The sequence below is a fragment of the Ruegeria sp. AP7 genome, assembly GCF_056539905.1.
The window spans coordinates 140524-166239 of the sequence record NZ_JBQFVT010000004.1 but is presented as its reverse complement, the minus strand read 5'-3'; the positions used below and the strand labels follow the sequence as shown (position 1 = coordinate 166239).

Below are 25716 nucleotides of genomic sequence, written 5' to 3'. Positions count from 1 at the left end.
AACAATTGCCACCAACAGAAGAGGATCTACCAATGAAACTCACCACAACCCGCCGTCAACTGATGGTCGGCGCTGCGGCCACGCTGGCCCTGCCGGCTTATGTCCGCCGCGTGAATGCACAATCAGCGACCCGAGTCGCCGGCGTGCATATGTCTCCGGTTGAAAACGCATGGAACAGCCGTATCCATGTGGCGATGCAGGAGGCTGCCGATGCTGGTCTGATCGAGTATGAGTTCTCGGAGGGTGTGGCTCCGACTGACTATCCCCGTGCGATGCGTGAGTATGCCGAAGGTGGTGCGCAAATCATTTGGGGCGAGTCCTACGCCGTGGAACGCGAAGCACGCGAAGTGGCGGGTGATTACCCCGACACTGCGTTTCTGATGGGGTCTTCCGGCGGGCCGGAAGGTGACAACTTTGGTGTCTTTGGGACCCGCAATCACGAGGCAGCCTATCTTGCCGGGATGCTCGCGGGCCAAATGTCAGAAAGCAACGTTTATGGCTCGGTCGGTGGCTATCCGATCCCTGAGGTGAACCTGCTGATTAACGCTTTCCGCATGGGTGTGAGTGAAGTGAACCCGGACGCCACATTCGTCAATGGCTTTATAGGTGCGTGGTTTGATCCGGCCCGCGCGCAGGAAGCTGCGATTGCCCAGATCGATGCGGGTGCGGATATCCTGTTTGGCGAACGCATTGGCACTGCGGATGCGGCCCAAGCGCGGGGTGTGAAGGCCATCGGTTCGCTTATCGATTATACGCCGCGCTACCCGGGCACGGTCTTTGCCAATGCGATCTGGAACTACGGTCCTACCATTGAGGCAATCGTGGCTGATGTTCAGGCCGGCAATCCAACCGGCCGCAATTACACGGAATATTCCTTTATGGCCCATGGCGGTAATGAGCTGATTTATGTCGCCGACGAAGTACCTGCCGACGCCATACCTGGGATGGAGGCCAAACAAGCCGCGATCCAATCCGGCGAATGGGACGTGCCGATTGACGAAAGCGAACCCTCCTGATCCCGAGGGTTTTGACGTGACCGATGCCACGGCTCTTGCCGCTGCCATTTCGGAGGGGCAGATCGCTGCCTACGACGTGATGGAAGCCAGTCTTGACGCCTGCTACGAACGGGCGGATTTGGGGGCCGTGGTTTATCTGGACGAAGATATGGCGCGCGCCGGGGCAAAGGCGGCAGACGCATTGCCGCCAGACCAACGCGGACCACTTCACGGGGTTCCGTTCTTGGTAAAAGATCTTGGTGGTTTTGCCAAAGATCTTCCTGCGACGGCGGGGTCCTCGGCAATCCGTGCACAGGGGCGCAAACCCGAGAATGACAGCCATCTGTTGCAAGGTCTCCGCCAGACCGGGCTGATCCCGTTCGGCCTGACCGCAACACCTCCGTTTGGCCTATCCCTGACATGCGAGCCTGATGGCATGGCTGCGTCTCGCAACCCATGGAATTCCTCGCTGACGCCCGGTGGTTCATCCGGTGGTGCCGCGGCGGCAGTTGCTGCGGGAATCGTTGCCATTGCGCATGCCACGGATGCAGCCGGGTCTATCAGGGTACCCGCTGCTTGCTGTGGATTGACCGGACTCAAGCCTTCTCGTGGTGCGGTGCCCGGTGGCCCTGATTTCGCCAATCACCTGATGGGGATCGCGTCTGAATTGGTCCTGGCGCGGTCAGTACGCGATGTGAAGACCGCCTTTGACGCGGTAGCCCAGCCGATGACCCCAGCCCGTCTGCCGGAACGCCCCCGTGTCGCAGTGGCATTGCCAGAGCGTTGCGGAGCAGTCCAGTGCCAGGCCGCGAAAGCTGCTGCAGACGCGCTGCGCGTTTCAGGTTGTGAGGTGTATGAAGTTCGCGCCCCCGACCGGCTGGGGGCCGAAGCTCATTCAATTGCCCGAACCATACTGGCTGTTTCGTTGGCCGAGTGGCTGACAGCGCTCAGGATCCCTGATGATAAGATTCCACCGCTTGCCGCGGCCATGGCTGCCGAGGGTCGGGCAACACCTGCCACAGCGCTTTTTGCGGCCTCACGACAGCTCGCACGTCTGACAAATCGCGCTAACAAACTTTTCAGGTCTGCTGATGCCATCCTGATGCCGGTCCTTTCGTCTGCGCCGCCCGTAGTTGGTGCTTTGGACCTGTCTGGCACTGCTCCCGATAAACACATGGCGCAGCTGGAGGCTTTTGCCCCGAACGCGGCAATTGCCAATGTCGCGGGCCTGCCTGCTTTGGCGTTGCCTTTTGGCATGGCTAACGGCTTGCCGCTTGGTGTTCAGCTGGTCGGTCCACCCGGTGCTGATTTCGCGTTGCTGAAACTTGGTGCATTGATCGAGGCCCGCGCGCCCGCAATTCCTTTTCCGCACCCAATCGCAGGGTTGCCCGCATGACTAAAGTTCTGGAACTACACGACATTACCAAGCGTTTTGGTGCGCTTACTGCAAATGACGATGTGACCCTCACACTGGAGGAAGGGGAAATCCTTGCGCTGTTGGGTGAAAATGGTGCGGGTAAGACGACGCTGATGAATATCCTGTTCGGCCATTACGCAGCCGACGAAGGCTCGGTCAGGGTATTTGGAAAAGAGCTGCCCCCGGGCCTGCCGCGCGCAGCGATCGAGGTGGGTGTGGGGATGGTACACCAGCACTTCACGCTTGCGGGCAACCTTACGGTTCTGGAAAACGTTATGCTTGGTTCCGAACCCCTGACGCGCGCACGTTCTGCCCGGAGTGAGGCGCGTAAGAAATTGTTGCAAATCGCAGAGCGGTTCGGCCTGCCTGTGAACCCCGAAGCCAAGGTCAGGTCACTGTCCGTGGGTGAGCGCCAGCGCGTCGAAATTCTCAAAGCGCTCTATCGCGACGCGCGCATACTGATCTTGGATGAACCTACTGCCGTTCTGGCCCGGCCCGAGGCGATGCGCCTGTTCGAGACGCTGCGCGATATGACGAAAGAAGGCCTCTCGCTTATCTTCATTAGCCACAAGCTGCATGAGGTCATGGCAGCCTCTGACCGTGTTGTGGTGCTTCGTGGCGGTAAGATGGTCGCAGAACGCAATACACCTGAAACCACACCTGAAGAATTGGCGGAACTGATGGTTGGCCGCAAGGTGGAACGGCCTGTACGTCATGACCACGAGATCGGCGCACCGGTTCTTGTTGCTAACAATGTGCGCGTGGAAGAGGGCGGTGAGGTACGGCTGGATGAAGTGTCATTCACCGTCCATGCTGGTGAGATCCTTGGTATCGTCGGTGTTTCAGGCAATGGGCAGGCCTCGCTTGGTGGATTGCTGTCTGGGTTGGTTCACCCAATTGCCGGAAGATTGACACTGCTGGACGAAGATATCGGCCATCTGGGGCCGCGCGGCATGATCCGCGCTGGCGCAGGTCGGGTGCCGGAAGACCGGCACGCAGAAGGTGTCGTGGGTGAGTTGAGCCTGTGGGAAAACGCGGTGCTTGAACGGCTGCGCACACCGGAATTTTCGCGTAGGGGCTTCGTTCGGCAACGCGCGGCCCGCGAATACACTTCGGGCTTGATCGAACGTTTCGATATCCGAGGCGCCGCTCCTGATACGCGAACGCGGCTATTATCCGGGGGTAATATGCAAAAGCTGATCCTTGGTAGGGTCCTGACCAACGGGCCGCGCTTTGTGCTCGCAAACCAGCCGACGCGAGGTCTTGATGAAGGGGCAATTGCTTCGGTTCATGCCGAGCTTTTGGCAGCACGGGCCGAAGGTGCCGCGATCCTGCTCATCTCGGAAGAACTGGAAGAAGCTGTGGCCCTGTCAGACCGAATACAGGCCATCGTAAAAGGTCGCTTGTCAGAACCGATATCGGCTGATGAAGCCGATCCACAACGCCTTGGCCTGATGATGGCAGGTGTCTGGAAGGGAAATGATGATGCGGCTTGAACGACGCTCGTATGTGCCGCTGCACCTTGCGATCATTGCGCCACTGGCCGCGATCTTAACTGCATTGCTTTTGGCCGCAGGTCTCATCGCTGCTGCTGATGTAAATCCGCTAACGGCTTATGGCGAAATGGTGAATGGCGCATTCGGCTCGCGCCTTTCCATCGCCGAGATGCTGACCCGCGCTACTCCGCTTGTCTTTACGGGGCTCGCCGCTGCTGTCGCCTTCCGAGCGCGGCTTTGGAACATCGGGGGCGAGGGACAGTTCTTTGTTGGGGCGCTGATCACCGCTTGGATCGGTCATTCACTCGGGGTTCCAGGGTGGATCGGTGTTCCGATCTTGATGTTGGCAGGCATGGCGGCGGGAGCGGCCCTGTTGGCTGGACCTGCCTTTTTACGCTTGCGTTTCGGCGTAGATGAGGTGGTGACAACCCTGCTGCTCAACTTCATCGTCATCCTTTTCGTTGGCCTCATGATTGAGGGTCCTATGCGCGATCCGCTGGCCTTTGGGTGGCCCTCTTCGGTGCCCGTAGACGGGGATTACCGCCTTCCGGATCTGATCCCCCGTACACGTCTTCATATCGGGCTGCTTGTTGCTATTGCTGCAGCAGGTGCTGTTTGGCTGATCCTTGCGCGTACTGTTTTTGGTGCTGAAACACGTGCAGCAGGCTTAAACGCCAGTGCCGCTGCCTTTGCCGGAATTTCTTTGCCCCAAACGATCATGGGTGTAGCCCTGCTTTCGGGCGCTTTGGCAGGGCTTGCCGGGTCTGTCGAAGTCATGGGGGTCACTGCGGGTGTCACCACCACTATGAGCCCCGGATTTGGTTATGCAGGCATTGTTGTCGCGATGCTCGCCGCTTTGCATCCCGCTGGAGTGGTCGCTGCCGCTGTTTTCGTCGCTACCGTCTTTGTCGGGGCCGACGCCATGAGCCGTGCGACGGGTGTTCCCAGTTTCATTGCCGATGTGATTGTGGCGCTGTGCCTGCTCACCATGATCGTGGCCCTTCTTTTCACAACCTACCGGGTGCGCCGATGAGTGATGCAATTGATCTGCTGCTGAATACCAGTCTTTGGGCTTCTGTGTTGCGTATTGCGACACCGCTCATATTTGGTGTTCTTGGCGCGTTGCTTTGCGAACGTTCGGGCGTGCTCAATCTGGGAATCGAGGGGATCATGACCATGGGGGCGATGAGCGGTTGGCTTGTCGTCTACATGGGCGCACCATTGCTTGTAGGCCTCATCTTTGCAGCGCTTTGCGGCGCAGTGATGGGATTGCTTCATGCCATACTGACAGTTCCACTTGGGCTTTCACAACACGTCTCAGGGCTGGGCATAACGTTGTTTGCATCCGCTTTAGCCTATTACCTGTACAGGTTGCTTGTTGAGGTAGGAGATCTTCCCCCTACGATCGAAGCTTTTAAGCCGCTCGATATTCCGGTCCTGTCAGATATTCCCGTTTTGGGACCGATCCTGTTTTCCCAAGCTTTGCCGACCTATCTGGCGCTCACTGCGGTGGCTGTGATGGCCTATGTTCTTGCCCGCACGCCGTTGGGGTTGGCCATTCGTATGACCGGTGAGAACCCTCATGCGGTTGAGGCGCAGGGGCTGAACCCGATCCGTATCCGTATCGGCGCAGTTGTTGTCGGGTCGGCTTTGATGGCGGTGGGCGGGGCCTTCCTGACCACAACTGCGTTCAACAGCTTTTTCCCGGGCATGGTGCAGGGGCGCGGTTGGATCTGCATTGCATTGGTAGTCTTCGCTGGCTGGCGGCCCGGTAAGGCTCTGATTGGCGCGGTGTTGTTCGCTTTCTTCGATGCATACCAACTGCGATTGCAGACAACGGTTGAGGGTGTGCCATATCAGTTGTTCCTTATGGCGCCGTATGTACTTTCGATCGTTGCGCTCGTCCTTGTCGCCCGCAGAGCCGAAGTACCCGCAGCATTGATGGCACCCTATCGACGCGGTGAACGTTAGTGGCATTCGTTCGCTCATATTGGCCAGCACCAACGAAATTCCAGGGAAAAGTATTTGTTCAGGCATATCAAGTTCGAATAACTCAGGGTCTACTGGCCAAATCCAATCTCGCTTAGTCATTGCAATCCATCGAGTTCCTTCCAACCTTCAGATCCAATTCCCGACAAACAGCTTCCATGGCTGGCCTGAGTGCCGCCAGCGAAGGTTTCACGTAATGCTGCCCTACGATCGAAAGGGGTGTATGGTTGAGCAATCGTCCCACGATCTCCTCAAGTACACCCGCCTCCATTGCCACCGTTGCAAATGTGCGGCGATGGGTATGTGGTGACCACCCCATTCTTGCGGGGCCGCTGAGATGACCTGTTGGAGATTTGGGCGAAGGGAAAACCCATCTGCGGCTCAGTCCACGCATCGGAGCCAGTATCTCATGATGCAATTGTAAGATTGGTAGATCAAAGCTACGACCGTTCTTGGTCATTGGCAGGTGAATATGGTCCTCGTGTAAATTGCGCCACTCCAAAGTCAGTGCTTCGGTTTTTCTCAATCCTGTAAACAAAAACAGCTCTTAGAACACCCAGCGGATTGGATTATGTAAAATTTCCATGGTCTGTCTCCAGGCAATGAAATCGTCGATAACCGAACTGTCGGGAGTTTCCTCAAACCATTCAATGGCCAGCGTTGGGCATTCTGGCAACTCATGTACACGACGAGCATGGTTCCAAACAGTTCGGAAGTATTTGAGTGTATGGTTAGCTGTTGATGGCGTTGCCGCCATCGATTGGTGCTTCTCAACAACCATTCGCTTCGTGATTTCATCTAACGACAGACGAAGCCAATCTTTCAGGTGTCGTTCCACTTGTTGTCGAAGACCTTGTTTGTGAGCTTCCGAACGAGGATTGGGGCGCGCCAGATAAGCCTCCATCGCTTCGGCAAGGGTTGGCGCCCCAATCTGGATTTTCTTTCCGGCCCCTCTGCCCCTATCCAGCGCAAAACCTAAGGCTGTTTGACGTGCTGCATCTGCCGAAATCACCGGATGCCGCCCAATCAGAACCCGCCGGGTTTGCCCTCCAACACCCTTCTGAAAATACCAAGTCTTTGACTTCTTCCGAACGAAAAGAACGAGCCCTTTGATCTCGCTGTCCCAGTGCTTGGCGGTGCCAGTTTTTGTCTGCGGAACCTTGCGCGCAAAGGTCTCAGTAAGCTTTGGCATTTTGTCAGTTTTTTGTCGGAAGTGAATTGAAACACAAGGAATCTTGAGGAACGATTATCAATAAAATAAATACATATAATTAACCACTCGGCAAAAACAGGAATGTCTTGGAAACACATTACATCAGCTTAGAAGGCTAATGTCTTACTACTATACAACGCCCTCTCAGCACGGACGCTGAGTATTCCATGCACTCACGATCGCCAAGAAGCGAAATCATTCCGATACACGCTTTTTCAGACGCTATTCTTAGTGCCCCCAAAGCCTCGCTCAAAATGTGCTATCCTTCAGACATCCGCCGACAGGCGCTGCTCGCTCTTCCTCGGCGGATATCACACGGGGGATTGATTGATGACCGAATTTGACCTCGGCACGTATAGTCGTGCCATAACAACTTCATCTGATAAAGCTCAGGAACTATTCGACCAGGGTCTGGTCTGGTTGTTCGGATATAATCATGAGGCCGCAGCCGCCTGCTTCGAACAAGCACTGACCTATGACCCGAAATGTGGCATGGCTCACTGGGGTATCGCCTATGCCATTGGCCCCAACTACAACAAGCCGTGGGAGTTTTTTGAGCCCGATGAAAAAGCCGCAACGCTCGAGAAAGCCCAACAGTCAATCGAGGCGGCTATGGCGTTGCGCAAAACATCTACACAGGTCGAGGCCGCTTTGATCGAAGCGATATCACATCGTTTTCCTTCGGACCCCAAGATCGAGGATTACACACCTTGGAATGACGCGTTCGCGGATTCAATGCGTGAGGTCTATTCAAACAATCCAGACGATCTTGAGGTCTCATCTGTATTTGCCGAGGCTTTGATGAACCGCACCCCATGGCAGCTTTGGGATTTGAAGAAAGGGATACCTGCCGAAGGGGCTTCGACCAAAGAGGCTCAGACCGTATTGGAAACAGCGTTTGATAACCTGCCTGGCGCTTGGGACCACCCAGGGCTGCTGCATATGTATATCCACCTGATGGAGATGTCACCTACACCCGAAAAGGCCCTGCGACACGGGGATCGGCTGGTCGATTTGGTCCCAGATAGCGGACACCTGGTGCATATGGCCACGCATATCGATGTTCTTTGTGGTGACTATCAGAATGTCGTCTGGCGCAATCATCGAGCCGCCGCCGTTGACCAGAAATACGAAGCGATGGCAGGGGGCGAGAACTTTTATACCGTCTATCGTGTCCACAATGTGCATTTCGAAGCCTACGGCGCCATGTTCCTCGGGCAGCCTGAAAAGGCACTCGCTGCATCGGAAGAGCTGATGCGGATGCTGCCTGACAATGTGATCCGGTTCTTCCCAGACCTGTTTGAATCTTTCTATGGCAAGAAGGTCCATGTCATGGTCCGATTTGGCATGTGGCAGGAAATTCTGGATGAACCACTGCCCGAAGATGCCGAACTATACAGCTACACAACGGCCGCGATTCAACAGGCACGCGCGGTCGCACTTGCAAACCTGGGACAGTTGGACGCCGCCAACCAAGCCCGTGAAGTGGCTGTTGAGGCGCGCAAGGCGGTGCCGGAAAGCCGTCTGGTCTTCAACAATACAGCCGAGGATGTTTTGATGATTGGCGAAGCCATGATGGATGGTGAGATCGCTTTCAAATCCGGAGACCAGGAAGGCGGACTAACCCATCTACGTCGGTCGGTCGAACTGGATGACGCCTTGGTCTATGACGAACCCTGGGGGTGGATGCAGCCGACGCGCCACGCGTTGGGCGCGTTGTTGATGGAGGCTGGTCAATTTGACGAGGCTGAAGCGGTCTACCGCGCCGATCTGGGCCTTGACGATACGCTGGCGCGCGCCTGCCAACATCCGCGCAATATCTGGAGTCTTCATGGCTTGCACGAATGTCTGGTGCAGCGCGGCGAAGAGACTGAAGCGCGGCATATCAAACTCCTGCTGGATCAGGCGGCGGCGCGCGCGACGGTTCCGGTTCACGCATCCTGCTATTGCCGCAGCAAGGTGAGAGCTGCCTAGTCGTCCTCACCTATGTAGCGGTTGTAATTTGTTCAGACCCGTGGGCAAATCAGTACTGGTTTGCCCCCCAACGACGTGTAAAAATTATTTGATAAAACTATTATATTTCTGTCATGTGAGCGCCCTACACCCGCTGAACGAAATTGCATTCCGACAGCCAGGAGCTATCCATGAAAGACTTCGATCCTACAAACATGTCCGCCGATGATTGGGATGAGCTGCACTTCCCTCGCCCCGAGGAAAACGATTTTGATCGCGTCGTGGAAAGTGCCATCTCTCGTCGCGGATTTCTGGCTGGTGTTGTAGCATTCGGATCGGGTGCTGCAGCCATGGGTGCAGGTCTATTGACCTCAACCGCAGCACAGGCTGTTGGAGCTTCGCGCTTTGCCTTCACCCCGATCCCTGCGCAGACCGATGGCACCGTCCACGTGCCCGAAGGCTATAAGTGGAAGATGCTGATGCGCTGGGGTGATCCGCTGTTTTCGGAAGCGGACGGTTATGATCTGACCGATGGCGGTTCTGTTGAGAACTCTGACAAGATCTTTGGTGAGAACACCGATGGGATGGAAACCTTTTCATTCCAGGGTCACGAGTTGATCGCGATCAACCACGAATATCCGAACCGAAAGATAAACCTGCCTGCCGCACAGGAGGGAGTGCCTGCCAGCGCAGATGACGTTCTGAAACTCCAGAACATTCAGGGCGTGACCGTGATGGAGATCAAGGAAGGCCCTGAGGGCTGGGTGGCCGTAAAGGACAGTCCTTTCAACCGCCGGATCCACCACAATACGCCGATGAGGATCGCCGGCCCTGCTGCGGGGCACGAGTTGCTGAAAACCGAATCTGATCCCACCGGCACCGCGGCGCTGGGTACGATGAATAACTGTGGTTCGGGCAAGACGCCTTGGGGCACCTACTTGACCTGCGAAGAGAATTTCAACGGTTACTTCGGCTCCTCTGATGAAAATGCCAGCTACGACCAGAAGGTCGCAGATGGCATGAAGCGCTATGGCATCAAGGCCGAAAGCTGGAATGGCTACGAGTCGTTTGATCCACGCTTTGACACCTCGAAAAACCCTAACGAACCACATCGCGCAGGCTGGATCGTTGAAATCGACCCGACCAAGCCCGACAGCACCCCGGTCAAGCACACCGGTCTGGGCCGCTTCAAGCACGAAAATGCCGAGGTGGCGCTGGCGGCCGACGGTCGTGTCGTGGTCTATATGGGCGACGATGAGCGCGGCGAGTACCTTTACAAATTCGTCTCGAACGCTGCCTACGCTCCCGGTGTCGACACCGAAAATCTGCTGAACGACGGAACACTTTTTGTCGCCAAATTTAACGACGACATGAGCGGTGAGTGGCTGCCTTTGACGCCCGATTCTACAGGTATGGATGCGGCCGAGATCCTGATCTTTACCCGTATGGCCGCTTCGGCAGTGGGCGGCACCACCATGGACCGCCCGGAATGGGTGGCCTCAAGCCCTGTTGCAGTTGAGGCTTATTGCTGTCTGACCAACAACAAGAACCGCGGCGTGAAGCCAAATGCTGGTGGCGACAATACCTCGGCCAACGGTCCAAACCCGCGCGATGCCAACAAATACGGTCAAATCGTGCGCTGGCGCCCAGCGAATGAGGATCACGCGGCAACTGGCTTTGATTGGGACCTGTATGTCATGGCCGGAAACCCGACCGTACATTCGGACGACCGCGCTGGTTCAGCGAACGTGAATGAGGGCAACCTGTTCAACTCACCAGACGGTATGGCGATCGACTCGACAGGACTGGTCTGGATTCAGACGGATGGCAAAGACAACAACGAAGAAGATTTCGCTGGCAATGGCAATAACCAGATGTTGGTTGGTGATCCTGTCGCCGGCGAGATCGTGCGCTTTATGACCGGTCCCAATGGCTGCGAGGTCACCGGCCTGGCTTGGTCTACCGATCTGCGTACCATGTTCGTGGGCATCCAGCACCCCGGCAGCAATTGGCCCGATGGCGGCACGCCACGCTCATCGGTGATCGCGATCAAACGTACCGATAACGGGCTTGTTGGCTAAACCGATCCAATGAGTGAGAGCGCCCTCGAACTCGGGTTCGGGGGCGTTTTCTGCTTTGGTTCAGATATCCTCGCCAGGCGGGTCAAGCAGGCCACCCGGGGCAAGCAGCGCACGTTCGGATAGCCAGGGGTTCAATTCCAGTGCATGGTTCAGCGCCGCGCGCGCCTCATCCATGCGCTTCAGCCCCAACAGCGACAATGCCCGCCCGCTGAGCGCGGCAACATGGTTCGGCGAGAGCTCTATGGCCCGGTTCAGATCAATCAGAGCCGCCCCATAGTCTTGCTGCAAGTAATTGACAAAGGCGCGCTGATTGTACCCTTCGGCATATTCAGGACAGTAAGCAACGAGTGCATCGAACTCTGCCAACGCTCCAGCCAAATTCCAGGCCTCGCGCATTGACATTCCACGATCCAACAAGGTTTGCGACCTCGCATCCGGAGCATCGGTCCAAAGCTGCCACATCTGGCCGGAGATGCCTCGCGCTTCTTGCTCGGTCGAAGCATCTTGAGCCTGCGCGATCAGAGAGTCGATCCCAGAGATATGGTCGGGTGCGACCGGGCAGTCAGCGGTGGCCTGCACAGCAGAAACGGCAAGGAAAACGGCAAATGCGAGTTTCATCCCCACTAACCTGATCCCCAGAACCCATAGGTCAACCGTTTTCTAGCGGGGCGAGTAACCCCGTTTCTTTCACCGCTTCCATCGCCACGAAGGTAGAGGTATTCGCAACATGCGGCAGGGATGAGATTTTTTCGGCCAGAACAGTGCGGTATTCCGACATCGAACGGGTACGTATTTTAAGCAGGTAATCGAAGTTTGACGCGATCATGTGGGCCTGTTCAATCTCGGCAACCTTACGCACAGCCGCGTTAAACTCAGCCAGCGCCTTTTCGCGTGTATCCGTCAGACGCACTTCGACAAAGGCGACATGATCAAGGCCCAAACGGATCGGATCAAGCATGGCCCGGTATCCCGTGATGATCCCGTCCGCCTCAAGCCGCTTGAGTCGTGCTTGTGTCGGGGACTTCGACAAGCCGATCTTGCGCGCAAGATCTGTTACCGAAATGCGACCATCCTCGGCTAGCACCGTGAGGATGGCATGATCGAACTGATCAAGACCTGACAAGTCGTTTCGCATCATCTTACCCCATAAAATCGGTCCATTCGACTATAAGAAGAAAAAATTCAGTCCATTCTCCCGCTCAAGGACAGTTATATTAGGCAAAAGCCCCGGAGTACACATGTCACATAGCCTGCGCACCAAAATCGATACCCAAACCTACGTCGAGCAATCGACCGTGCTGGACGCTTTGATCGCTCAAGCCGACCTGTCACAAACTGACCGCGCCGACATCTGTAAGGCGGCAGCGCAGCTCGTGCGCGACATTCGCTCCAGCACGTCGCCCGGTATGATGGAGGTGTTTCTAGCCGAATACGGCCTGTCCACCGATGAAGGCGTCGCGCTAATGTGTCTTGCCGAGGCACTGCTGCGTGTCCCCGACGCGGACACTATCGACGCATTGATCGAAGACAAGATCGCGCCATCGGACTGGGGCAAGCACTTGGGACAATCATCCTCGTCGCTGGTGAACGCCTCGACATGGGCGCTGATGCTGACCGGGCGCGTTCTGGATGAGGACAAAACTTCGCCAGTGGGCGCTTTGCGCGGGGCAATCAAACGTTTGGGCGAGCCGGTAATCAGAACTGCCGTGGGTCGCGCGATGAAAGAAATGGGGCGCCAATTTGTTCTGGGCGAGACCATTCAGTCCGCCATGAAGCGCGCTGCGGGGATGGAGGACAAAGGATACACCTATTCCTACGACATGCTGGGCGAAGCCGCACGGACCGAAGCCGACGCCGCCCGCTATCATCTGTCCTATTCCCGTGCCATCGCCGCCATTGCCGAAGCCTGCACCCACAAAGACATCCGCGAAAACCCCGGTATCTCGGTCAAGCTGTCCGCGCTGCACCCCCGCTATGAACTGGCGCAAGAACAGCGGGTCATGGAGGAGTTGGTTCCCCGCCTTCGGGCTCTGGCACTGCTTGCAAAGGCCGCGGGCATGGGGCTGAATGTCGACGCAGAGGAGGCCGATCGCCTCTCTCTGTCGCTGCAGGTCATCGAAGAAGTCATGGCCGAGCCTGCACTGGCAGGCTGGGACGGGTTCGGCATTGTCGTACAAGCCTACGGCCCCCGCGCCGGTCTCGTGTTGGATACGCTCTACGAGATGGCCGAACGTCATGACCGCAAGCTGATGGTGCGGTTGGTGAAGGGCGCGTATTGGGACACCGAAATCAAGCGCGCTCAGGTCGAAGGCGTCGATGGGTTTCCGGTCTTCACCCAGAAGGCAGCGACCGATGTGTCCTACATCGCCAATGCTCGCAAGTTGCTGGATATGACCGACCGCATCTATCCGCAATTTGCCACCCATAACGCCCATACGGTCAGTGCAATCCTGCATATGGCTGACGACCAACCGTTCGAATTCCAGCGCCTGCACGGAATGGGAGAGACCCTGCATCAGATCGTGCGCGACAAGCAGAGCGCCCGCTGCCGTATCTACGCACCTGTCGGCGCGCACCGTGACCTGTTAGCCTATCTGGTGCGGCGTCTGCTGGAGAACGGGGCGAATTCGTCCTTCGTCAACCAGATTGTTGATGAAGATGTCGAACCGGAAATTGTTGCGGCAGACCCGTTCCAAGCCGTTCAGAAACCTGCAAAACCACTGCCGACCGGACCAGAATTGTTTGCACCCGAGCGTCCGAACTCGAAAGGGTTCGATTTGCATCATACGCCAACACTGGACCGGGTCGACATTGCGCGCGATGCTTACCGCGCCCATCACTGGTACGCCCGGCCATTGCTTTCGGACGACGCTCAGCCCCAGTCAGAATTGCCTGTTATCAACCCGGCCCGGCCGCAGGACCGCCCGGGCTCAGTCGCTGTTGCCAGTCTGACCGATGTCGAGCTGGCGCTTGCCAGTGCCTGCCCATGGCAGGCCACGGCAGCCACCCGCGCTGAAGTCCTGAACAAAGCCGCCGACCTCTACGAGGCGCACTACGGCGAGCTATTCGCCCTGCTCGCTCGCGAAGCCGGGAAATCTGTACCCGATGCGGTTGCCGAGCTACGCGAGGCAGTCGACTTCCTACGTTATTACGCCGCCAATATTCCGGCGGCCAAGCCAGCCGGGATTTTCACCTGTATCAGCCCTTGGAATTTCCCTCTGGCGATCTTCACGGGGCAAATTTCGGCCGCGCTGGCAACTGGCAACGCCGTGCTCGCCGCCCCTGCCCCACAAACGCCCCTCATAGCACATCGCGCTGTTCAGTTGATGCACGAAGCTGGCGTCCCGCGCGATGTTCTGCAATTGTTGCCCGGAGGACCAAAAGTGGGCGTAGCGTTGACGTCGGACGAACGCGTCTCGGGTGTGGCCTTTACCGGCTCGACCGCAACCGCATTGAAAATTCGGTCTGCAATGGCCCAGCATATGCGTCCCGGCACACCTCTGATCGCCGAGACCGGCGGCCTGAACGCCATGATCGTGGACAGCACCGCCTTGCCGGAGCAAGCCGTGCAATCGATCATCGAAAGCGCTTTCCAGTCAGCGGGACAACGGTGTTCCGCCCTACGCTGTCTCTATCTGCAGGAGGACATTGCCGAGGATGTTCTGACAATGCTGCAAGGGGCAATGGACGCTCTGCAAGTTGGCGATCCTTGGCTGATCTCAACCGATTGTGGCCCAGTCATTGACGAGCAGGCTCGTCAGGGTATCGCAGATCACGTCGCCAATGCGCGCGCAGAGGGGCGGGTTCTGAAAGAACTCTCTACTCCACCGGAAGGTACGTTCATCGCACCAACTCTGATCGAAATCCCCGGCATCTCAGCATTAGAACGTGAAATATTCGGACCGGTGCTGCATGTCGCCCGTTTCAAGGCGCAAGAGATCGACAAGGTTATCGCAGAAATCAACGCCACAGGATATGGCCTGACTTTCGGCTTACACACACGGATCGACGATCGCGTGCAGCATGTGACCGAAGCGATCCACGCCGGCAATATCTATGTCAACCGCAACCAGATCGGCGCAATCGTAGGCTCACAACCGTTCGGTGGTGAGGGCCTTTCGGGCACAGGGCCCAAAGCAGGCGGACCGAATTATATGGCGCGGTTCTGCGCCACGGATCGGCAGAATTCTTCGGGACACTGGGACAGTGCGGCAGAGATGAACGCACCCGAAGGACAACCTACCCCACCTCGCACGCAATCGCTGCCCGGCCCAACCGGAGAATCAAACCGATTGACCGAATATGCGCGTGAGCCACTCTTGTGTATGGGCCCTGGACCCGATGCAGCCGAGGCACAGGCGCAGGCGGTTATAGGCTTGGGCGGAACGGCAGTCCGGATGGCCGGAGCGCTGGATTTACACCGGCTTGAAAACCTGACCGGTTTCTCGGGCGTTCTGTGGTGGGGCGACGACGACACCGCCCGCCAGATCGAGCAGCATCTGGCCCGGCGCAATGGTCCGATTATCCCACTGATACCCGGTCATCCTGACCGTGCGCGTGTTCTTGGCGAACGCCATGTCTGCGTCGACACGACCGCTGCCGGAGGTAATGCCGCCCTACTCGGAGGTGCGGCATAACCGGGCCTTGACGCTGGGCGGTGAAAAGCCCAGCGTCGCGCCATGTTTCCGATCCGCGATCATAACCCTTCGGGGCGTACTCCGTATGTCGTCTATGCCCTTCTGGCGGCAAATATCCTGATCTTCCTCGGCTATGTAGGGATCATGGACGATGCGCGGGCCATGAATCGGCTCTACTTCGACTACGCCGTCATTCCTGCACGGATCACCGACGGCTATGGGCTCGAGACGCTTGTGACTTCAATGTTCCTGCACGGGGGCTGGATGCATTTGGCCGGGAACATGCTGTTTTTATGGATCTTCGGCGATAATCTCGAAGATGAAATGGGGCATGTTCTGTTTCTTGTATTCTATCTGCTGGCGGGAATCGGTGCGGGGCTTATCCACGTTGTCTCGGCACCTGGCTCTTTGGTGCCGACAATCGGCGCTTCCGGCGCAATTGCTGGGGTCATGGGCGGTTATCTTCTGCTTTTCCCAAAGGCACGCGTCGATATCCTTTTGATCCTGATTGTCTATATTCGGATATTCACCATCCCGGCATTTGTCATGCTTGGGGTCTGGCTGGGCCTTCAGTTCTTTGGAAGCCTGTCCAGCAATCCTGATGAGGGTGGCGTTGCCTATTGGGCCCATACCGGAGGGTTCTTTGTTGGCCTGATCCTGTGTGTCCCTCTTTGGCTCAAGCGCGGAGGCCCTGGATTCTGGGACCGCACCCATGGCCATCCTCCACACCCGGGACACAAGTATAAGCTGTCGCAATCACGTATTCCCAAAGTGCCGCGCAAGTAATCGCGGATCACTGGCTGGGCGATCTACCTCCACTCAGATGGGTAATCTCCTGTGCCGCGTTTCGTACCAGCATACCCAGCTCAGGCGCGCGATCGAGGCTGAACCGCACAGTTGGGCCGGACACTGAGATGCCTGCGCAGGGTTCGGCGCGATCATTGAAGATCGCCGCGCCAATGCAGGACATGCCCTCGTAACGCTCTTCATGATCGTAAGACCAGCCGCGCCTACGGGTCTCCGCCAGATCGTCATGCAGCCCTGCTTGGGGGAGATTGGTGTTCTCGGTAAAGGCAATCAAGTCAGTCCGAGCCAACACCTTGTTTAAACCATCCTCGCTCAGAGCAGCGAGAATCGCCTTTCCCGTACCCGAAGCATACATTGGAGTTCGCGCACCTGGCGGAAAGAAGGCCCGGATCGGATTTTGTGTTTCAACCTGCCCGACAAAGACAACTTTTGGCCCATCCGGCACCGCCAGATTAGCGGTCTCACCACTGTCCAGCATCAGACGACGAAGGATCGGCCTACCAATCTCGAGAACGTTATTGCGTCGAAGGAAAGATGCACCAGTCCGGTAGGCTTCGATACCGACCATCCACTCTTGCCGCTCTTCGTCGAAACTGACGAACCCGTGCTTCTGCAATGTCACCAGAATACGGTGCGTGGTGGCAGTTGGTACATCGACCTCGCGCGCCAGGTCACTTAGCGCGACACGTTCCAGCCCGGCGACGGTTGTAAGTACGCCCAGCGCTCGGTCCAGCGACTGCATGGTTCCGGCTGAGCTTTCCTTGAACATCGATTTCGGCCGACCACGAGGCCTTTTCTGAGACTCCATTTTCTAGCTCACCTTCCGATATTAGTGTCCGTACTGATTCAAGTTTTTCAGATCGCAATTCCATGGGAATAAAATTGAGAAACTAAATTCCCATCCATTTCAGCGCCTTATCTATTTAATGAATAAAATGAAAATGTTTTTCAAGAAAATTGCAACCTAGACCCGTTCCAGCGACACTTATTTCCAAAGCAGAGGATTGAGTCATGTCGAACCAAAACCCGGTCTTTATCCCAGGCCCAACCAACATACCTGATCGCTTGCGCCTTGCCATGCAGGTGCAGACACAAGATCACCGCGCCCCGGATTTCGTTGAGACTTTCGCCCCGGTGCTGGAGGATACAAAGAAAGTCTTCGGCACGACCGAGGGTCAGATCATCACCTTCCCCGCCAGCGGCACCGGGGGTTGGGAGGCAGCGATCACTAATACGCTCAGCCCAGGAGACAAGGTTTTGGTCGCGCGTTACGGCGTTTTCAGTCACCGCTGGATTGACCTGTGCGAACGGCATGGGCTGGACGTTCAGATCGTCGAATGCACGTGGGGCACTGGTGCACCTGCAGACCGCTTTGAAGCGATCCTGTCAGCTGACAAAGCGCACGACATCAAGGCCGTTTTGGTAACCCACAATGAAACCGCAACCGGAGTGCGTTCTGACATCAGCGCCGTACGGCACGCTATGAACGCGGCAAATCATCCAGCGATGATGTTTGTGGATTGTGTCAGCTCGCTGGCCTCGATGCCATTTGAATTCGATCAATGGGGCGTCGATATCGCTGTCTCGGGATCGCAAAAAGGGTTCATGCTGGCGACTGGCGTGGCAATCCTGTGTGTTAGCCCCAAGGCGCTGGCGGCAATGGAAACTGCGAAACTGCCCCGGACTTTCTTCGATTTTCGTGACATGATGGCGGCCAATGCCTCGGGTGGATTTCCTTACACGCCTCCGTTGCAACTGATCTACGGTATGCGCGAAAGCCTGAAGATGTTGTTCGAGGAAGGACTGGACAATGTTTATGCCCGCCACACGCGCCTGGCCGAAGGGGTTCGACGCGCGGCCAACGCATGGGGGCTGAAACTCGTCGCGCAGACTCCGGACCTATATTCTGATACTGTCAGCGCGATCTATGTGCCCGAAGGGTTCGACAGTAACGAACTGACCGACCATGCCTTTAACTCCTACGGCGTTTCGTTCGGCATCGGGTTGGGAGAGTTGAATGGCAAAGCCTTCCGCATCGGCCATCTGGGCAGTCTGACGGATGTGATGGTTCTGTCAGGTTTGGCCACGATAGAAATGGCGATGGCCGATCTGAACTATCCAATTGAGCTGGGCAGCGGCGTCGCGGCGGCACAAGAATTTTATCGCGCTGGAACATCCGGCCACGCCAAAGCTGCAGCCTGAGGAGGACCATAATGTTGGATCAAATCCCAGTTGCTGACCTGACTATCGAAGATATGCGGGCAGCGCATGAAAGGATCAGGCCACATATTCGGCGCACACCGGTTATGACTTCTGATTACCTAAATGACCTGACTGGCGCACAGTTGTTCTTCAAGTGTGAGAACTTTCAAGAGGCCGGCGCTTTCAAAGTGCGCGGAGCCAGCAACGCTGTCTTTGGTTTAAGCGATGCGATGGCAACCAAGGGCGTTTGCACCCATTCCAGCGGAAACCACGCACTGTCTCTGTCATATGCTGCGGGTCGCCGAGGTATTCCTTGTAATGTGGTCATGCCGCGAACAGCCCCGCAAGCCAAGAAAGACGCAGTACGTCGCTATGGTGGTACGATCACCGAATGCGAGCCTTCAACCTCTTCCCGCGAAGCAACGTTCGCCGAGATTCAGGCCAGAACCGGGGGCGAATTCGTACACCCTTATAATGACCCGCGCGTCATCACTGGTCAGGCGACCTGTTCGGCCGAGTTGCTGGAGCAAACGGATGGTGTGGATGCGGTAATCGCACCGATCGGGGGCGGAGGCATGGTCTCGGGCACTTGCCTGACTGTGTCAAACCTAGCACCGGAAACCGCAATCTACGCGGCTGAACCCGAGCAGGCGGACGATGCATACCGTTCATTCAAAGCAGGTCACATTATCGCGGATGATGCCCCGAAAACGGTAGCGGATGGTCTGTTGGTGCCGCTCAAGGAAAACACCTGGCACTTCGTTTCAAACTACGTGACCGACATCTTCACCGCGTCCGAACAAGAAATCATCGACGCGATGAAGCTCACCTGGAAATACCTGCGGGTAGTGATGGAGCCATCTTCAGCTGTCCCGCTTGCGACCATTATCAAGGACCCCGACACATTCCGAGGCAAGCGGGTCGGAGTGATCATCACAGGTGGCAACGTGGATTTGGACAAACTGCCCTGGCTCAACGGGTAAGGAGAAACAGGATGAATAAACCGATGAACATTGATCAGCTTGAAGTTGGCTACGACATCCCTGCCGCAATCGGTATGGATGAAAGTGAAATTCAGACGCCCTGCCTGATCCTCGATCTGGACGCGCTTGAGCGGAACATCAAAAAGATGGGCGATTACGCCAAGGCCCATGGGATGCGCCATCGGGTGCATGGCAAGATGCACAAATCGGTAGATGTGGCGAAGCTGCAGGAAAAGCTGGGCGGTGCCGTTGGCGTTTGCTGCCAGAAAGTGTCCGAAGCCGAAGTGTTCGCACGTGGTGGTATCAAAGACATTTTGGTGTCCAACCAAGTGCGCGATCCGGCCAAGATCGATCGTTTGGCACGCTTGCCTCAGTTGGGTGCGCGTACGATTGTGTGCGTCGATGACATCGAGAATATCTCCGACCTGTCCGAAGCGGCGCAACGCCACGGGACCGATCTGGAAGTATTCGTTGAAATCGACTGCGGTGCCGGTCGGTGTGGGGTAACAACGACCGAGGATGTCGTTACCATCGCCAAGGCAGCCGAAGCTGCGCCAAACCTGAAATTCACTGGCATTCAGGCCTATCAGGGCGCAATGCAGCACCTTGATACCTATGAGGCCAGAAAAGAGAAATTGGATGCCGCCATCGCTATGGTCGAAGACGCATATGACGGCCTAAAGAGCGCTGGTATCGACTGCGAGCTGGTCTCGGGCGGTGGGACAGGATCGTATTACTTTGAGGCCAACTCAGGCGTGTATAATGAACTGCAATGTGGGTCCTACGCCTTCATGGATGCCGATTATGGCCGAATTCTCGATAAGGATGGCAACCGGATTGACCAAGGCGAATGGGAAAACGCGCTGTTCATTCTGACCAGCGTGATGAGCCATGCCAAAGCGGACAAGGCAATCTGTGATGCAGGTCTTAAGGCGCAATCAGTCGATAGCGGCCTGCCGTTCATATTTGGACGCGACGATGTGGAATACCTCAAATGTTCTGACGAGCACGGGGTCATCGGTGATCCAAACGGCGCGTTGAAGGTAAACGACAGATTACGGCTTGTACCGGGGCATTGCGACCCAACCTGCAATGTCCATGACTGGTACGTTGGCGTGCGGAACGGAAAAGTCGAAGCGCTTTGGCCAGTCTCGGCGCGCGGCAAGGCCTATTGATCATAACAGTAAAGGCAGGCGGCTCAGGTCGCCTGTCTAACCGTAGATCATCAGAACTATCGAAAGGCAAAATAGATGATCATCGTTCCTGAAAAGGAAATCGGCGCTCTGCTGGGCCGCAACGAAAGCTACGAGGCGATCGAACAGGTATTTGCCGCAATGGCGGCAGGAGATGCCTATAATTTTCCAGTCGTGCGCAAAGCCATTGGCCATGCAGACGCGCTTTATGGCTTCAAGGGCGGATTTGATCGGGCGGGCATGACGCTTGGCCTCAAGGCCGGTGGATATTGGCCCAACAATCTGGAAACGCATGGGCTGATCAATCATCAATCCACCGTATTCCTGTTTGATCCTGATACGGGCCGGGTGAGGGCGATTGTCGGAGGCAATTTGCTGACGGCCCTGCGCACGGCGGCTGCCTCATCCGTATCCATCAACCATCTGGCACGTAAAGACGCCAAGGTGATCGGCATGGTCGGTGCGGGCCATCAGGCCAAGTTCCAATTGCGTGCTGCGTTGGAGCAAAGAGCGTTTGAGAAGGTCATCGGCTGGAATCTGCACCCCGATATGCTGCCCAACATCGAAGAAGTCGCGTCTGAGGCTGGCCTGCCCTTTGAAGCTGTTGAACTGCCCGGCATGGTCGAGGCGGATGTGATCATCACGATTACATCGTCATTTGCGCCTACCCTGATGTCGGATCATGTATCAGACGGCACACATGTCGCTTGCATGGGCACCGATACGGTCGGCAAACAAGAAGTCGGGGTCGACCTGATCAATCGCGCCTCTGTCTTTACGGATGAGGTCGCACAGTCCGTTACACTGGGCGAATGTCAGCACGCAGTCGCCAGTGGATCGAAAACCGAGACCGATATCCGGCAGATAGGTGAAGTCATCAATGGCACACATCCCGGACGGCAATCCGATCAAGAGGTCACACTATTCGATGGAACGGGCGTCGGGTTGCAGGACTTGGCCGTCGCAAGTGCCGTGGTCGAGCTTGCTGTTGAGCAAGGGATCGCGATCGAAGTGGATTTCTAGACAAAAACGCGCGCTCCAATCGGGCGCGCGTTCATCTATGACGCTGGAAGAAGCCGTTCAGCCCCGGATCACTTTGGCAAAGTTGTCAAAGATCGGCTCATTCGCACAAATTACTTCGCCATCTTCAAGCACGCTGCCTTCGGGGTTCAGCGCCTGAACGAACCCGCCTGCTTCTTTCACGATGATGATGCCCGCTGCCACGTCCCACGCGTTGAGCCGGCGTTCCCAGAAGCCCTCATAACGACCTGCGGCAACATAAGCCATGTCCAGAGCAGCCGCACCCCAGCGGCGCACACCAGCACAGGCTGGCATCAAACGGGCGAGATCCTGAAGGGTCGCAGGCAGGTCCGAACGGCCGCCGAATGGCAAACCTGTTGAGAAGATCGACTCGATCATACGGTGCCGTCCCGAGACACGAATGCGCATGTCGTTCATCCACGCACCCTCGCCTTTTTCGGCAAAGAACATCTCGTCCTTGGCTGGGTCATAGATCACGCCGGAGACGATCTTGCCCTTGTGTTCGAGAGCGATCGAGACTGCCCAATGCGGCAGGCCGTGCAGGAAGTTGGTGGTCCCGTCCAGCGGGTCAACAATCCAGCGGCGGGTCGGGTCTTCGCCATCAATCGCACCACCTTCTTCGGCCAGCCAGCCATAGGTCGGGCGGGCACCCAGCAGTTCCTCTTTCAAAATTGCTTCGGCCGCAATGTCGGCCTTGGACACAAAGTCGCCTGCGCCCTTCATCGACACCTGCAGGTTCTCGACTTCACGAAAATCCTTGACCAGAGAACGCCCCGCTTTCCGCGCGGCTTTGATCATGATGTTGAGATTTGCACTGCCAACCATTTTAAATAGGCTCCTGTCCGGTCAAGCCGCGCGTATACTGGGGCAACGCGCCCTTGCCAAGAGGAATGATGCGCATGGCTGATCTGCGTCTGGCGCTATTGCGTCTGCAGCTTGCGCGCCTCAGTCCGAGCCAGTTTTACCAACTCTTGCACAAAGGGTTTTTCAAGGTCCTCACTGCGGACTGCAGCATAGAGCCTGCGGGTGATCCCGTCTTTGGTCAGTGGGCGGGTTACATAGTCCGAATTGTACTTTACCTCACGCACGACCCAATCCGGCAGAACAGAAATACCTCGGTTCGACGCAACCAACAAAAGGATCACAGCTGTCAGTTCAACCTGACGGATTGAGGCTGGTTCAACACGAGCCGGGATTAGTAACTGGCTGAATACGTCTAGACGTGTCCGTTCGACCGGATAGGTGATCAGTGTCTGGCCGCGAAAGTCCTCGGCATCTATGAATGGTTTATCAGCCAGCGGGTGCGAGGACGCCGCAACAAACACGGCTTGATAGTCAAAGAGTTCTATAAACTCGACACCCGGCAAATCTTCAGGGTCGGAAGAGACCACAAGATCAACCTCTTCCTTCTGCAACGCAGGCAGCGCGTCGAATGCGAGACCTGGGCGAATGTCTACGTCGACATCAGACCAGGATTTTCGGAAGGCTTCGAGCACAGGGAACAGCCATTCGAAGCAAGCGTGACATTCGATCGCAATATGCATACGCCCGGTGCGACCGTCGCGCAGCGATGAAAACTCATCCTGCATTGCCTCGACCTGCGGCAGAATTTGCTCTGCCAGCCGCAACAGTCGCAGACCGGCCGCAGACAGTTTCATTGGCTTAGACCGGCGCAGGAACAATTCAACCCCGGCTTGATCTTCCAAGCCCTTGATCTGATGGCTCAATGCTGACTGGGTAATGTTTAATTGATCAGCAGCACGCGCCAGACCACCACATTCGTGGATGGCTTTGATCGTCCGCAGATGTCGGAACTCAATATGCATATGCTGCGTGACTCATGTTGTTGTTGAATAATATGAGTTTGTCTCACAACGCCTCAGGTGGCACAAGAGCGTAAATGACAGTTACGAGGCCATTATGACCAAGCCTGAGATCTCATTCGAATTTTTTCCGCCCCAGACGCTGGAGGCCTCGTTTCGCCTGTGGGATACGGTGCAGACGCTGGCTCCGCTGAACCCTCGCTTTGTGTCCGTCACCTATGGCGCTGGGGGCACGACGCGCGAACTGACACGCGATGCGGTTGCAACCCTGCACAAATCTTCAGGCCTGCCCGTTGCCGCGCATCTGACCTGTGTAGATGCCTCGCGTCAAGAAACCCTTGAGATTGCCGATACGTTCGCACGCGCAGGCGTTCAGGATATCGTCGCGCTTCGCGGCGATCCTCCCAAGGGACATGACCGGTTCCAGCCACATCCGGAAGGATTTGCCAATTCGGTCGAATTGATATCCGCGCTGGCAGAAACAGAAATGTTCAGTATTCGCGTCGGTGCCTATCCTGACATCCACCCCGAGGCACAGAACGCCCGCACCGATGTGGATTGGCTAAAGGCAAAACTGGACGCGGGTGCGGACGAAGCGCTAACCCAGTTCTTTTTCGAAGCCGAGACTTTTTTCCGGTTCCGGGATGCTTGCGAAAAAGCAGGCATTGATAAACCAATCGTGCCGGGAATTCTTCCAATCGAAAACTGGAAAGGGGCACGCAACTTCGCAAAACGCTGTGGAACCCGAGTACCCGAGTGGATCGAAAATGCATTTGAGAAGGCGATCCGCGACGATCGCGAAGACCTTCTTGCCACTGCGCTTTGCACCGAACTCTGCTCGGACCTGATCGAAGGTGGTGTGGACAAGTTGCATTTCTACACGCTCAATCGCCCTGAACTGACCCGCGATGTGTGTTTCGCATTGGGTATTACACCTCAGACCGAATTGCAGAACGTCGCTTGAACTTGTGGCCTGTCCGGTGGCAAATCTGTCGCTGGGCACACCCACCACTACCGATGTGCGGCACGCCGATTAGAGCGCGGGCGACAATCCAGAATTGATTCCAGAAACTGTTGCTGGGATTAACGCTAATATCTAAGAAAATTTGACAAAAATGTGATCGATGGCACTCTGAGCGCAGTGTAGTTTTAATGAGTGTTATCAGTATGGAGCCAGTGAGCAAAGTTAAGGCTCGGGCAGAAGCGTTTCAGGTTCTTGGCCTGCCTACCCACGCCAACGCAAACGACATCAGAGACGCCTGGCGCAATATCGCCTTTCATGATCACCCTGATCATACAGATGGTGACCATTCGGTTTTTTCCAAAGCCAAATCGGCTTACGATTTTCTGCGTAGCGAGGGTCTGACCCGAAAAGGGGTGACGAGTTCGTCGACACCACGTCGTCCACGCCTAAAGAAACGTGTGATCGAACTGGACGCCGACGAGATCAAAGCTTGCCGTGATTTGCTGAATCCCGAATACGTACTCTCAGATATGTCTGCGATTGACCGCGCCGCAACAAGCGACGGCTATGACCAGTCATCTGACCATGTGCCAGATGCAATCGGCTGTTTCGGACGTGACCTGACTTACTTCGTCGCGTCTTCTGTCTGTGAGGGTGAAAACCGAGTCGCCTTGCCAACATCGGTTCTGGCAAGTTGCAGAAAAACTGAAACCGAGATTTTGACATTTAAATCCAAAGTTGCGGGTTCGGGTGAAATTGTCGTTCCCGACCCTATACGCGAACGGAAGTTTCCCGGTGCCCGAAACGTTAGGATTCGGTTTGAAGCAGACCAGCAAATGCGGGATTTGTTTGAGTTGGCAGGGTGAAAGAACCTACCAGCAAAATAAGCCCGGCCGCTAAGGCCGGGCTTATTTTTTTCACC

Annotated in this window: 20 protein-coding genes and 1 pseudogene; 15 read left to right on the top strand and 6 right to left on the bottom strand. The window is 56.4% G+C overall.

From position 1 onward, the window contains the following. Positions 1 to 32 precede the first annotated feature (32 nt). Genes ACR0KN_RS10025 through ACR0KN_RS10005 form a run of 5 tightly spaced genes read left to right on the top strand, consistent with a single transcriptional unit; the run spans position 33 to position 5879 of the window. Complete coding sequence (locus ACR0KN_RS10025; RefSeq protein WP_170472737.1) at positions 33 to 1016, top strand: BMP family protein; 984 nt, start codon at positions 33 to 35, stop codon at positions 1014 to 1016. Further along, positions 994 to 2391 (top strand): amidase, encoded by a 1398-nt coding sequence (locus tag ACR0KN_RS10020; RefSeq protein ID WP_480653210.1) that lies wholly within the window; start codon positions 994 to 996, stop codon positions 2389 to 2391. Before ACR0KN_RS10025 ends, ACR0KN_RS10020 begins: the two co-directional genes overlap by 23 nt. Then, positions 2388 to 3908 (top strand): ABC transporter ATP-binding protein, encoded by a 1521-nt coding sequence (locus ACR0KN_RS10015; RefSeq protein ID WP_480653208.1) that lies wholly within the window; start codon positions 2388 to 2390, stop codon positions 3906 to 3908. Before ACR0KN_RS10020 ends, ACR0KN_RS10015 begins: the two co-directional genes overlap by 4 nt. Next, on the top strand, positions 3898 to 4941 hold the full coding sequence (locus ACR0KN_RS10010) for an ABC transporter permease (protein WP_480653206.1): 1044 nt from the start codon (positions 3898 to 3900) through the stop codon (positions 4939 to 4941). The genes ACR0KN_RS10015 and ACR0KN_RS10010 overlap by 11 nt, the downstream gene beginning before the upstream one ends. Next, a complete protein-coding gene (locus ACR0KN_RS10005) occupies positions 4938 to 5879 on the top strand; it encodes an ABC transporter permease (protein ID WP_480653204.1) in 942 nt (313 codons plus the stop codon). Before ACR0KN_RS10010 ends, ACR0KN_RS10005 begins: the two co-directional genes overlap by 4 nt. 112 nt (positions 5880 to 5991) lie before the next feature. Here the strand turns inward: ACR0KN_RS10005 and ACR0KN_RS10000 are convergent. Further along, a pseudogene (locus ACR0KN_RS10000) lies at positions 5992 to 7089 on the bottom strand (tyrosine-type recombinase/integrase). Between the two features lie 351 nt (positions 7090 to 7440). Between ACR0KN_RS10000 and ACR0KN_RS09995 the strand changes: the two are divergent. Next, complete coding sequence (locus tag ACR0KN_RS09995; RefSeq protein ID WP_480653202.1) at positions 7441 to 9084, top strand: hypothetical protein; 1644 nt, start codon at positions 7441 to 7443, stop codon at positions 9082 to 9084. A gap of 170 nt (positions 9085 to 9254) precedes the next feature. After that, positions 9255 to 11144, top strand: a complete 1890-nt coding sequence (locus ACR0KN_RS09990; RefSeq protein ID WP_480653200.1) for a PhoX family protein — start codon at positions 9255 to 9257, stop codon at positions 11142 to 11144. A 60-nt stretch (positions 11145 to 11204) separates the two neighbouring features. On the opposite strand, the gene ACR0KN_RS09985 is transcribed toward ACR0KN_RS09990, so the two are convergent. Then, positions 11205 to 11762 (bottom strand): tetratricopeptide repeat protein, encoded by a 558-nt coding sequence (locus tag ACR0KN_RS09985; protein ID WP_480653198.1) that lies wholly within the window; start codon positions 11760 to 11762, stop codon positions 11205 to 11207. Between the two features lie 31 nt (positions 11763 to 11793). After that, positions 11794 to 12279, bottom strand: a complete 486-nt coding sequence (locus tag ACR0KN_RS09980) for an Lrp/AsnC family transcriptional regulator (protein WP_480653196.1) — start codon at positions 12277 to 12279, stop codon at positions 11794 to 11796. Between the two features lie 103 nt (positions 12280 to 12382). On the opposite strand from ACR0KN_RS09980, the gene putA reads away from it, so the two are divergent. Together putA and ACR0KN_RS09970 are read left to right on the top strand one after the other, a co-directional pair. After that, the gene (gene putA / locus ACR0KN_RS09975) at positions 12383 to 15781 is read left to right on the top strand and encodes a bifunctional proline dehydrogenase/L-glutamate gamma-semialdehyde dehydrogenase PutA (protein WP_480653194.1); all 3399 of its coding nucleotides are present in this window, start codon (positions 12383 to 12385) and stop codon (positions 15779 to 15781) included. Positions 15782 to 15823: 42 nt separating this feature from the next. After that, positions 15824 to 16567, top strand: a complete 744-nt coding sequence (locus ACR0KN_RS09970) for a rhomboid family intramembrane serine protease (RefSeq protein WP_010441853.1) — start codon at positions 15824 to 15826, stop codon at positions 16565 to 16567. A gap of 7 nt (positions 16568 to 16574) precedes the next feature. Here ACR0KN_RS09970 and ACR0KN_RS09965 read toward each other — a convergent pair whose 3' ends face one another. Then, a complete protein-coding gene (locus ACR0KN_RS09965) occupies positions 16575 to 17396 on the bottom strand; it encodes an IclR family transcriptional regulator (protein WP_480653192.1) in 822 nt (273 codons plus the stop codon). Positions 17397 to 17599: 203 nt separating this feature from the next. On the opposite strand from ACR0KN_RS09965, the gene bhcA reads away from it, so the two are divergent. The 4 genes from bhcA (at position 17600) to bhcD (ending at position 21989) form a co-directional block, all read left to right on the top strand. Next, complete coding sequence (gene bhcA / locus ACR0KN_RS09960; protein ID WP_480653190.1) at positions 17600 to 18790, top strand: L-aspartate--glyoxylate aminotransferase BhcA; 1191 nt, start codon at positions 17600 to 17602, stop codon at positions 18788 to 18790. An 11-nt stretch (positions 18791 to 18801) separates the two neighbouring features. Next, the gene (gene bhcB / locus ACR0KN_RS09955; RefSeq protein ID WP_480653188.1) at positions 18802 to 19773 is read left to right on the top strand and encodes a beta-hydroxyaspartate dehydratase BhcB; all 972 of its coding nucleotides are present in this window, start codon (positions 18802 to 18804) and stop codon (positions 19771 to 19773) included. A gap of 11 nt (positions 19774 to 19784) precedes the next feature. Next, positions 19785 to 20948, top strand: a complete 1164-nt coding sequence (gene bhcC, locus ACR0KN_RS09950) for a 3-hydroxy-D-aspartate aldolase BhcC (RefSeq protein WP_170779580.1) — start codon at positions 19785 to 19787, stop codon at positions 20946 to 20948. A gap of 75 nt (positions 20949 to 21023) precedes the next feature. Beyond that, the gene (bhcD, locus tag ACR0KN_RS09945; protein WP_480653186.1) at positions 21024 to 21989 is read left to right on the top strand and encodes an iminosuccinate reductase BhcD; all 966 of its coding nucleotides are present in this window, start codon (positions 21024 to 21026) and stop codon (positions 21987 to 21989) included. Between the two features lie 57 nt (positions 21990 to 22046). On the opposite strand, the gene ACR0KN_RS09940 is transcribed toward bhcD, so the two are convergent. Further along, positions 22047 to 22832, bottom strand: coding sequence for an inositol monophosphatase family protein (locus ACR0KN_RS09940; RefSeq protein ID WP_170472801.1), 786 nt, complete (start codon positions 22830 to 22832; stop codon positions 22047 to 22049). 95 nt (positions 22833 to 22927) lie between these two features. After that, the gene (locus ACR0KN_RS09935; protein WP_170541201.1) at positions 22928 to 23833 is read right to left on the bottom strand and encodes a LysR family transcriptional regulator; all 906 of its coding nucleotides are present in this window, start codon (positions 23831 to 23833) and stop codon (positions 22928 to 22930) included. A 94-nt stretch (positions 23834 to 23927) separates the two neighbouring features. Between ACR0KN_RS09935 and metF the strand changes: the two genes are divergently transcribed. Both metF and ACR0KN_RS09925 read left to right on the top strand, forming a co-directional pair. Further along, complete coding sequence (metF, locus tag ACR0KN_RS09930; RefSeq protein ID WP_170541204.1) at positions 23928 to 24794, top strand: methylenetetrahydrofolate reductase [NAD(P)H]; 867 nt, start codon at positions 23928 to 23930, stop codon at positions 24792 to 24794. A 203-nt stretch (positions 24795 to 24997) separates the two neighbouring features. Next, positions 24998 to 25660: a J domain-containing protein gene (locus ACR0KN_RS09925; protein WP_480653183.1), complete on the top strand. Its 663-nt coding sequence runs from the start codon at positions 24998 to 25000 to the stop codon at positions 25658 to 25660. Positions 25661 to 25716: the final 56 nt, after the last annotated feature.

What these genes read in the sequence shown, in the direction of transcription:
- ACR0KN_RS10025 (WP_170472737.1), top strand. Translation starts at nt 33, where the DNA reads ATGAAACTCACCACAACCCGCCGTCAACTGATGGTCGGCGCTGCGGCC.
- ACR0KN_RS10015 (WP_480653208.1), top strand. Translation starts at nt 2,388, where the DNA reads ATGACTAAAGTTCTGGAACTACACGACATTACCAAGCGTTTTGGTGCG.
- ACR0KN_RS10010 (WP_480653206.1), top strand. Translation starts at nt 3,898, where the DNA reads ATGCGGCTTGAACGACGCTCGTATGTGCCGCTGCACCTTGCGATCATT.
- ACR0KN_RS10005 (WP_480653204.1), top strand. Translation starts at nt 4,938, where the DNA reads ATGAGTGATGCAATTGATCTGCTGCTGAATACCAGTCTTTGGGCTTCT.
- ACR0KN_RS09995 (WP_480653202.1), top strand. Translation starts at nt 7,441, where the DNA reads ATGACCGAATTTGACCTCGGCACGTATAGTCGTGCCATAACAACTTCA.
- ACR0KN_RS09990 (WP_480653200.1), top strand. Translation starts at nt 9,255, where the DNA reads ATGAAAGACTTCGATCCTACAAACATGTCCGCCGATGATTGGGATGAG.
- ACR0KN_RS09985 (WP_480653198.1), bottom strand. Translation starts at nt 11,762, where the DNA reads ATGAAACTCGCATTTGCCGTTTTCCTTGCCGTTTCTGCTGTGCAGGCC.
- ACR0KN_RS09980 (WP_480653196.1), bottom strand. Translation starts at nt 12,279, where the DNA reads ATGCGAAACGACTTGTCAGGTCTTGATCAGTTCGATCATGCCATCCTC.
- putA (WP_480653194.1), top strand. Translation starts at nt 12,383, where the DNA reads ATGTCACATAGCCTGCGCACCAAAATCGATACCCAAACCTACGTCGAG.
- ACR0KN_RS09970 (WP_010441853.1), top strand. Translation starts at nt 15,824, where the DNA reads ATGTTTCCGATCCGCGATCATAACCCTTCGGGGCGTACTCCGTATGTC.
- ACR0KN_RS09965 (WP_480653192.1), bottom strand. Translation starts at nt 17,396, where the DNA reads ATGGAGTCTCAGAAAAGGCCTCGTGGTCGGCCGAAATCGATGTTCAAG.
- bhcA (WP_480653190.1), top strand. Translation starts at nt 17,600, where the DNA reads ATGTCGAACCAAAACCCGGTCTTTATCCCAGGCCCAACCAACATACCT.
- bhcB (WP_480653188.1), top strand. Translation starts at nt 18,802, where the DNA reads ATGTTGGATCAAATCCCAGTTGCTGACCTGACTATCGAAGATATGCGG.
- bhcC (WP_170779580.1), top strand. Translation starts at nt 19,785, where the DNA reads ATGAATAAACCGATGAACATTGATCAGCTTGAAGTTGGCTACGACATC.
- bhcD (WP_480653186.1), top strand. Translation starts at nt 21,024, where the DNA reads ATGATCATCGTTCCTGAAAAGGAAATCGGCGCTCTGCTGGGCCGCAAC.
- ACR0KN_RS09940 (WP_170472801.1), bottom strand. Translation starts at nt 22,832, where the DNA reads ATGGTTGGCAGTGCAAATCTCAACATCATGATCAAAGCCGCGCGGAAA.
- ACR0KN_RS09935 (WP_170541201.1), bottom strand. Translation starts at nt 23,833, where the DNA reads ATGCATATTGAGTTCCGACATCTGCGGACGATCAAAGCCATCCACGAA.
- metF (WP_170541204.1), top strand. Translation starts at nt 23,928, where the DNA reads ATGACCAAGCCTGAGATCTCATTCGAATTTTTTCCGCCCCAGACGCTG.
- ACR0KN_RS09925 (WP_480653183.1), top strand. Translation starts at nt 24,998, where the DNA reads ATGGAGCCAGTGAGCAAAGTTAAGGCTCGGGCAGAAGCGTTTCAGGTT.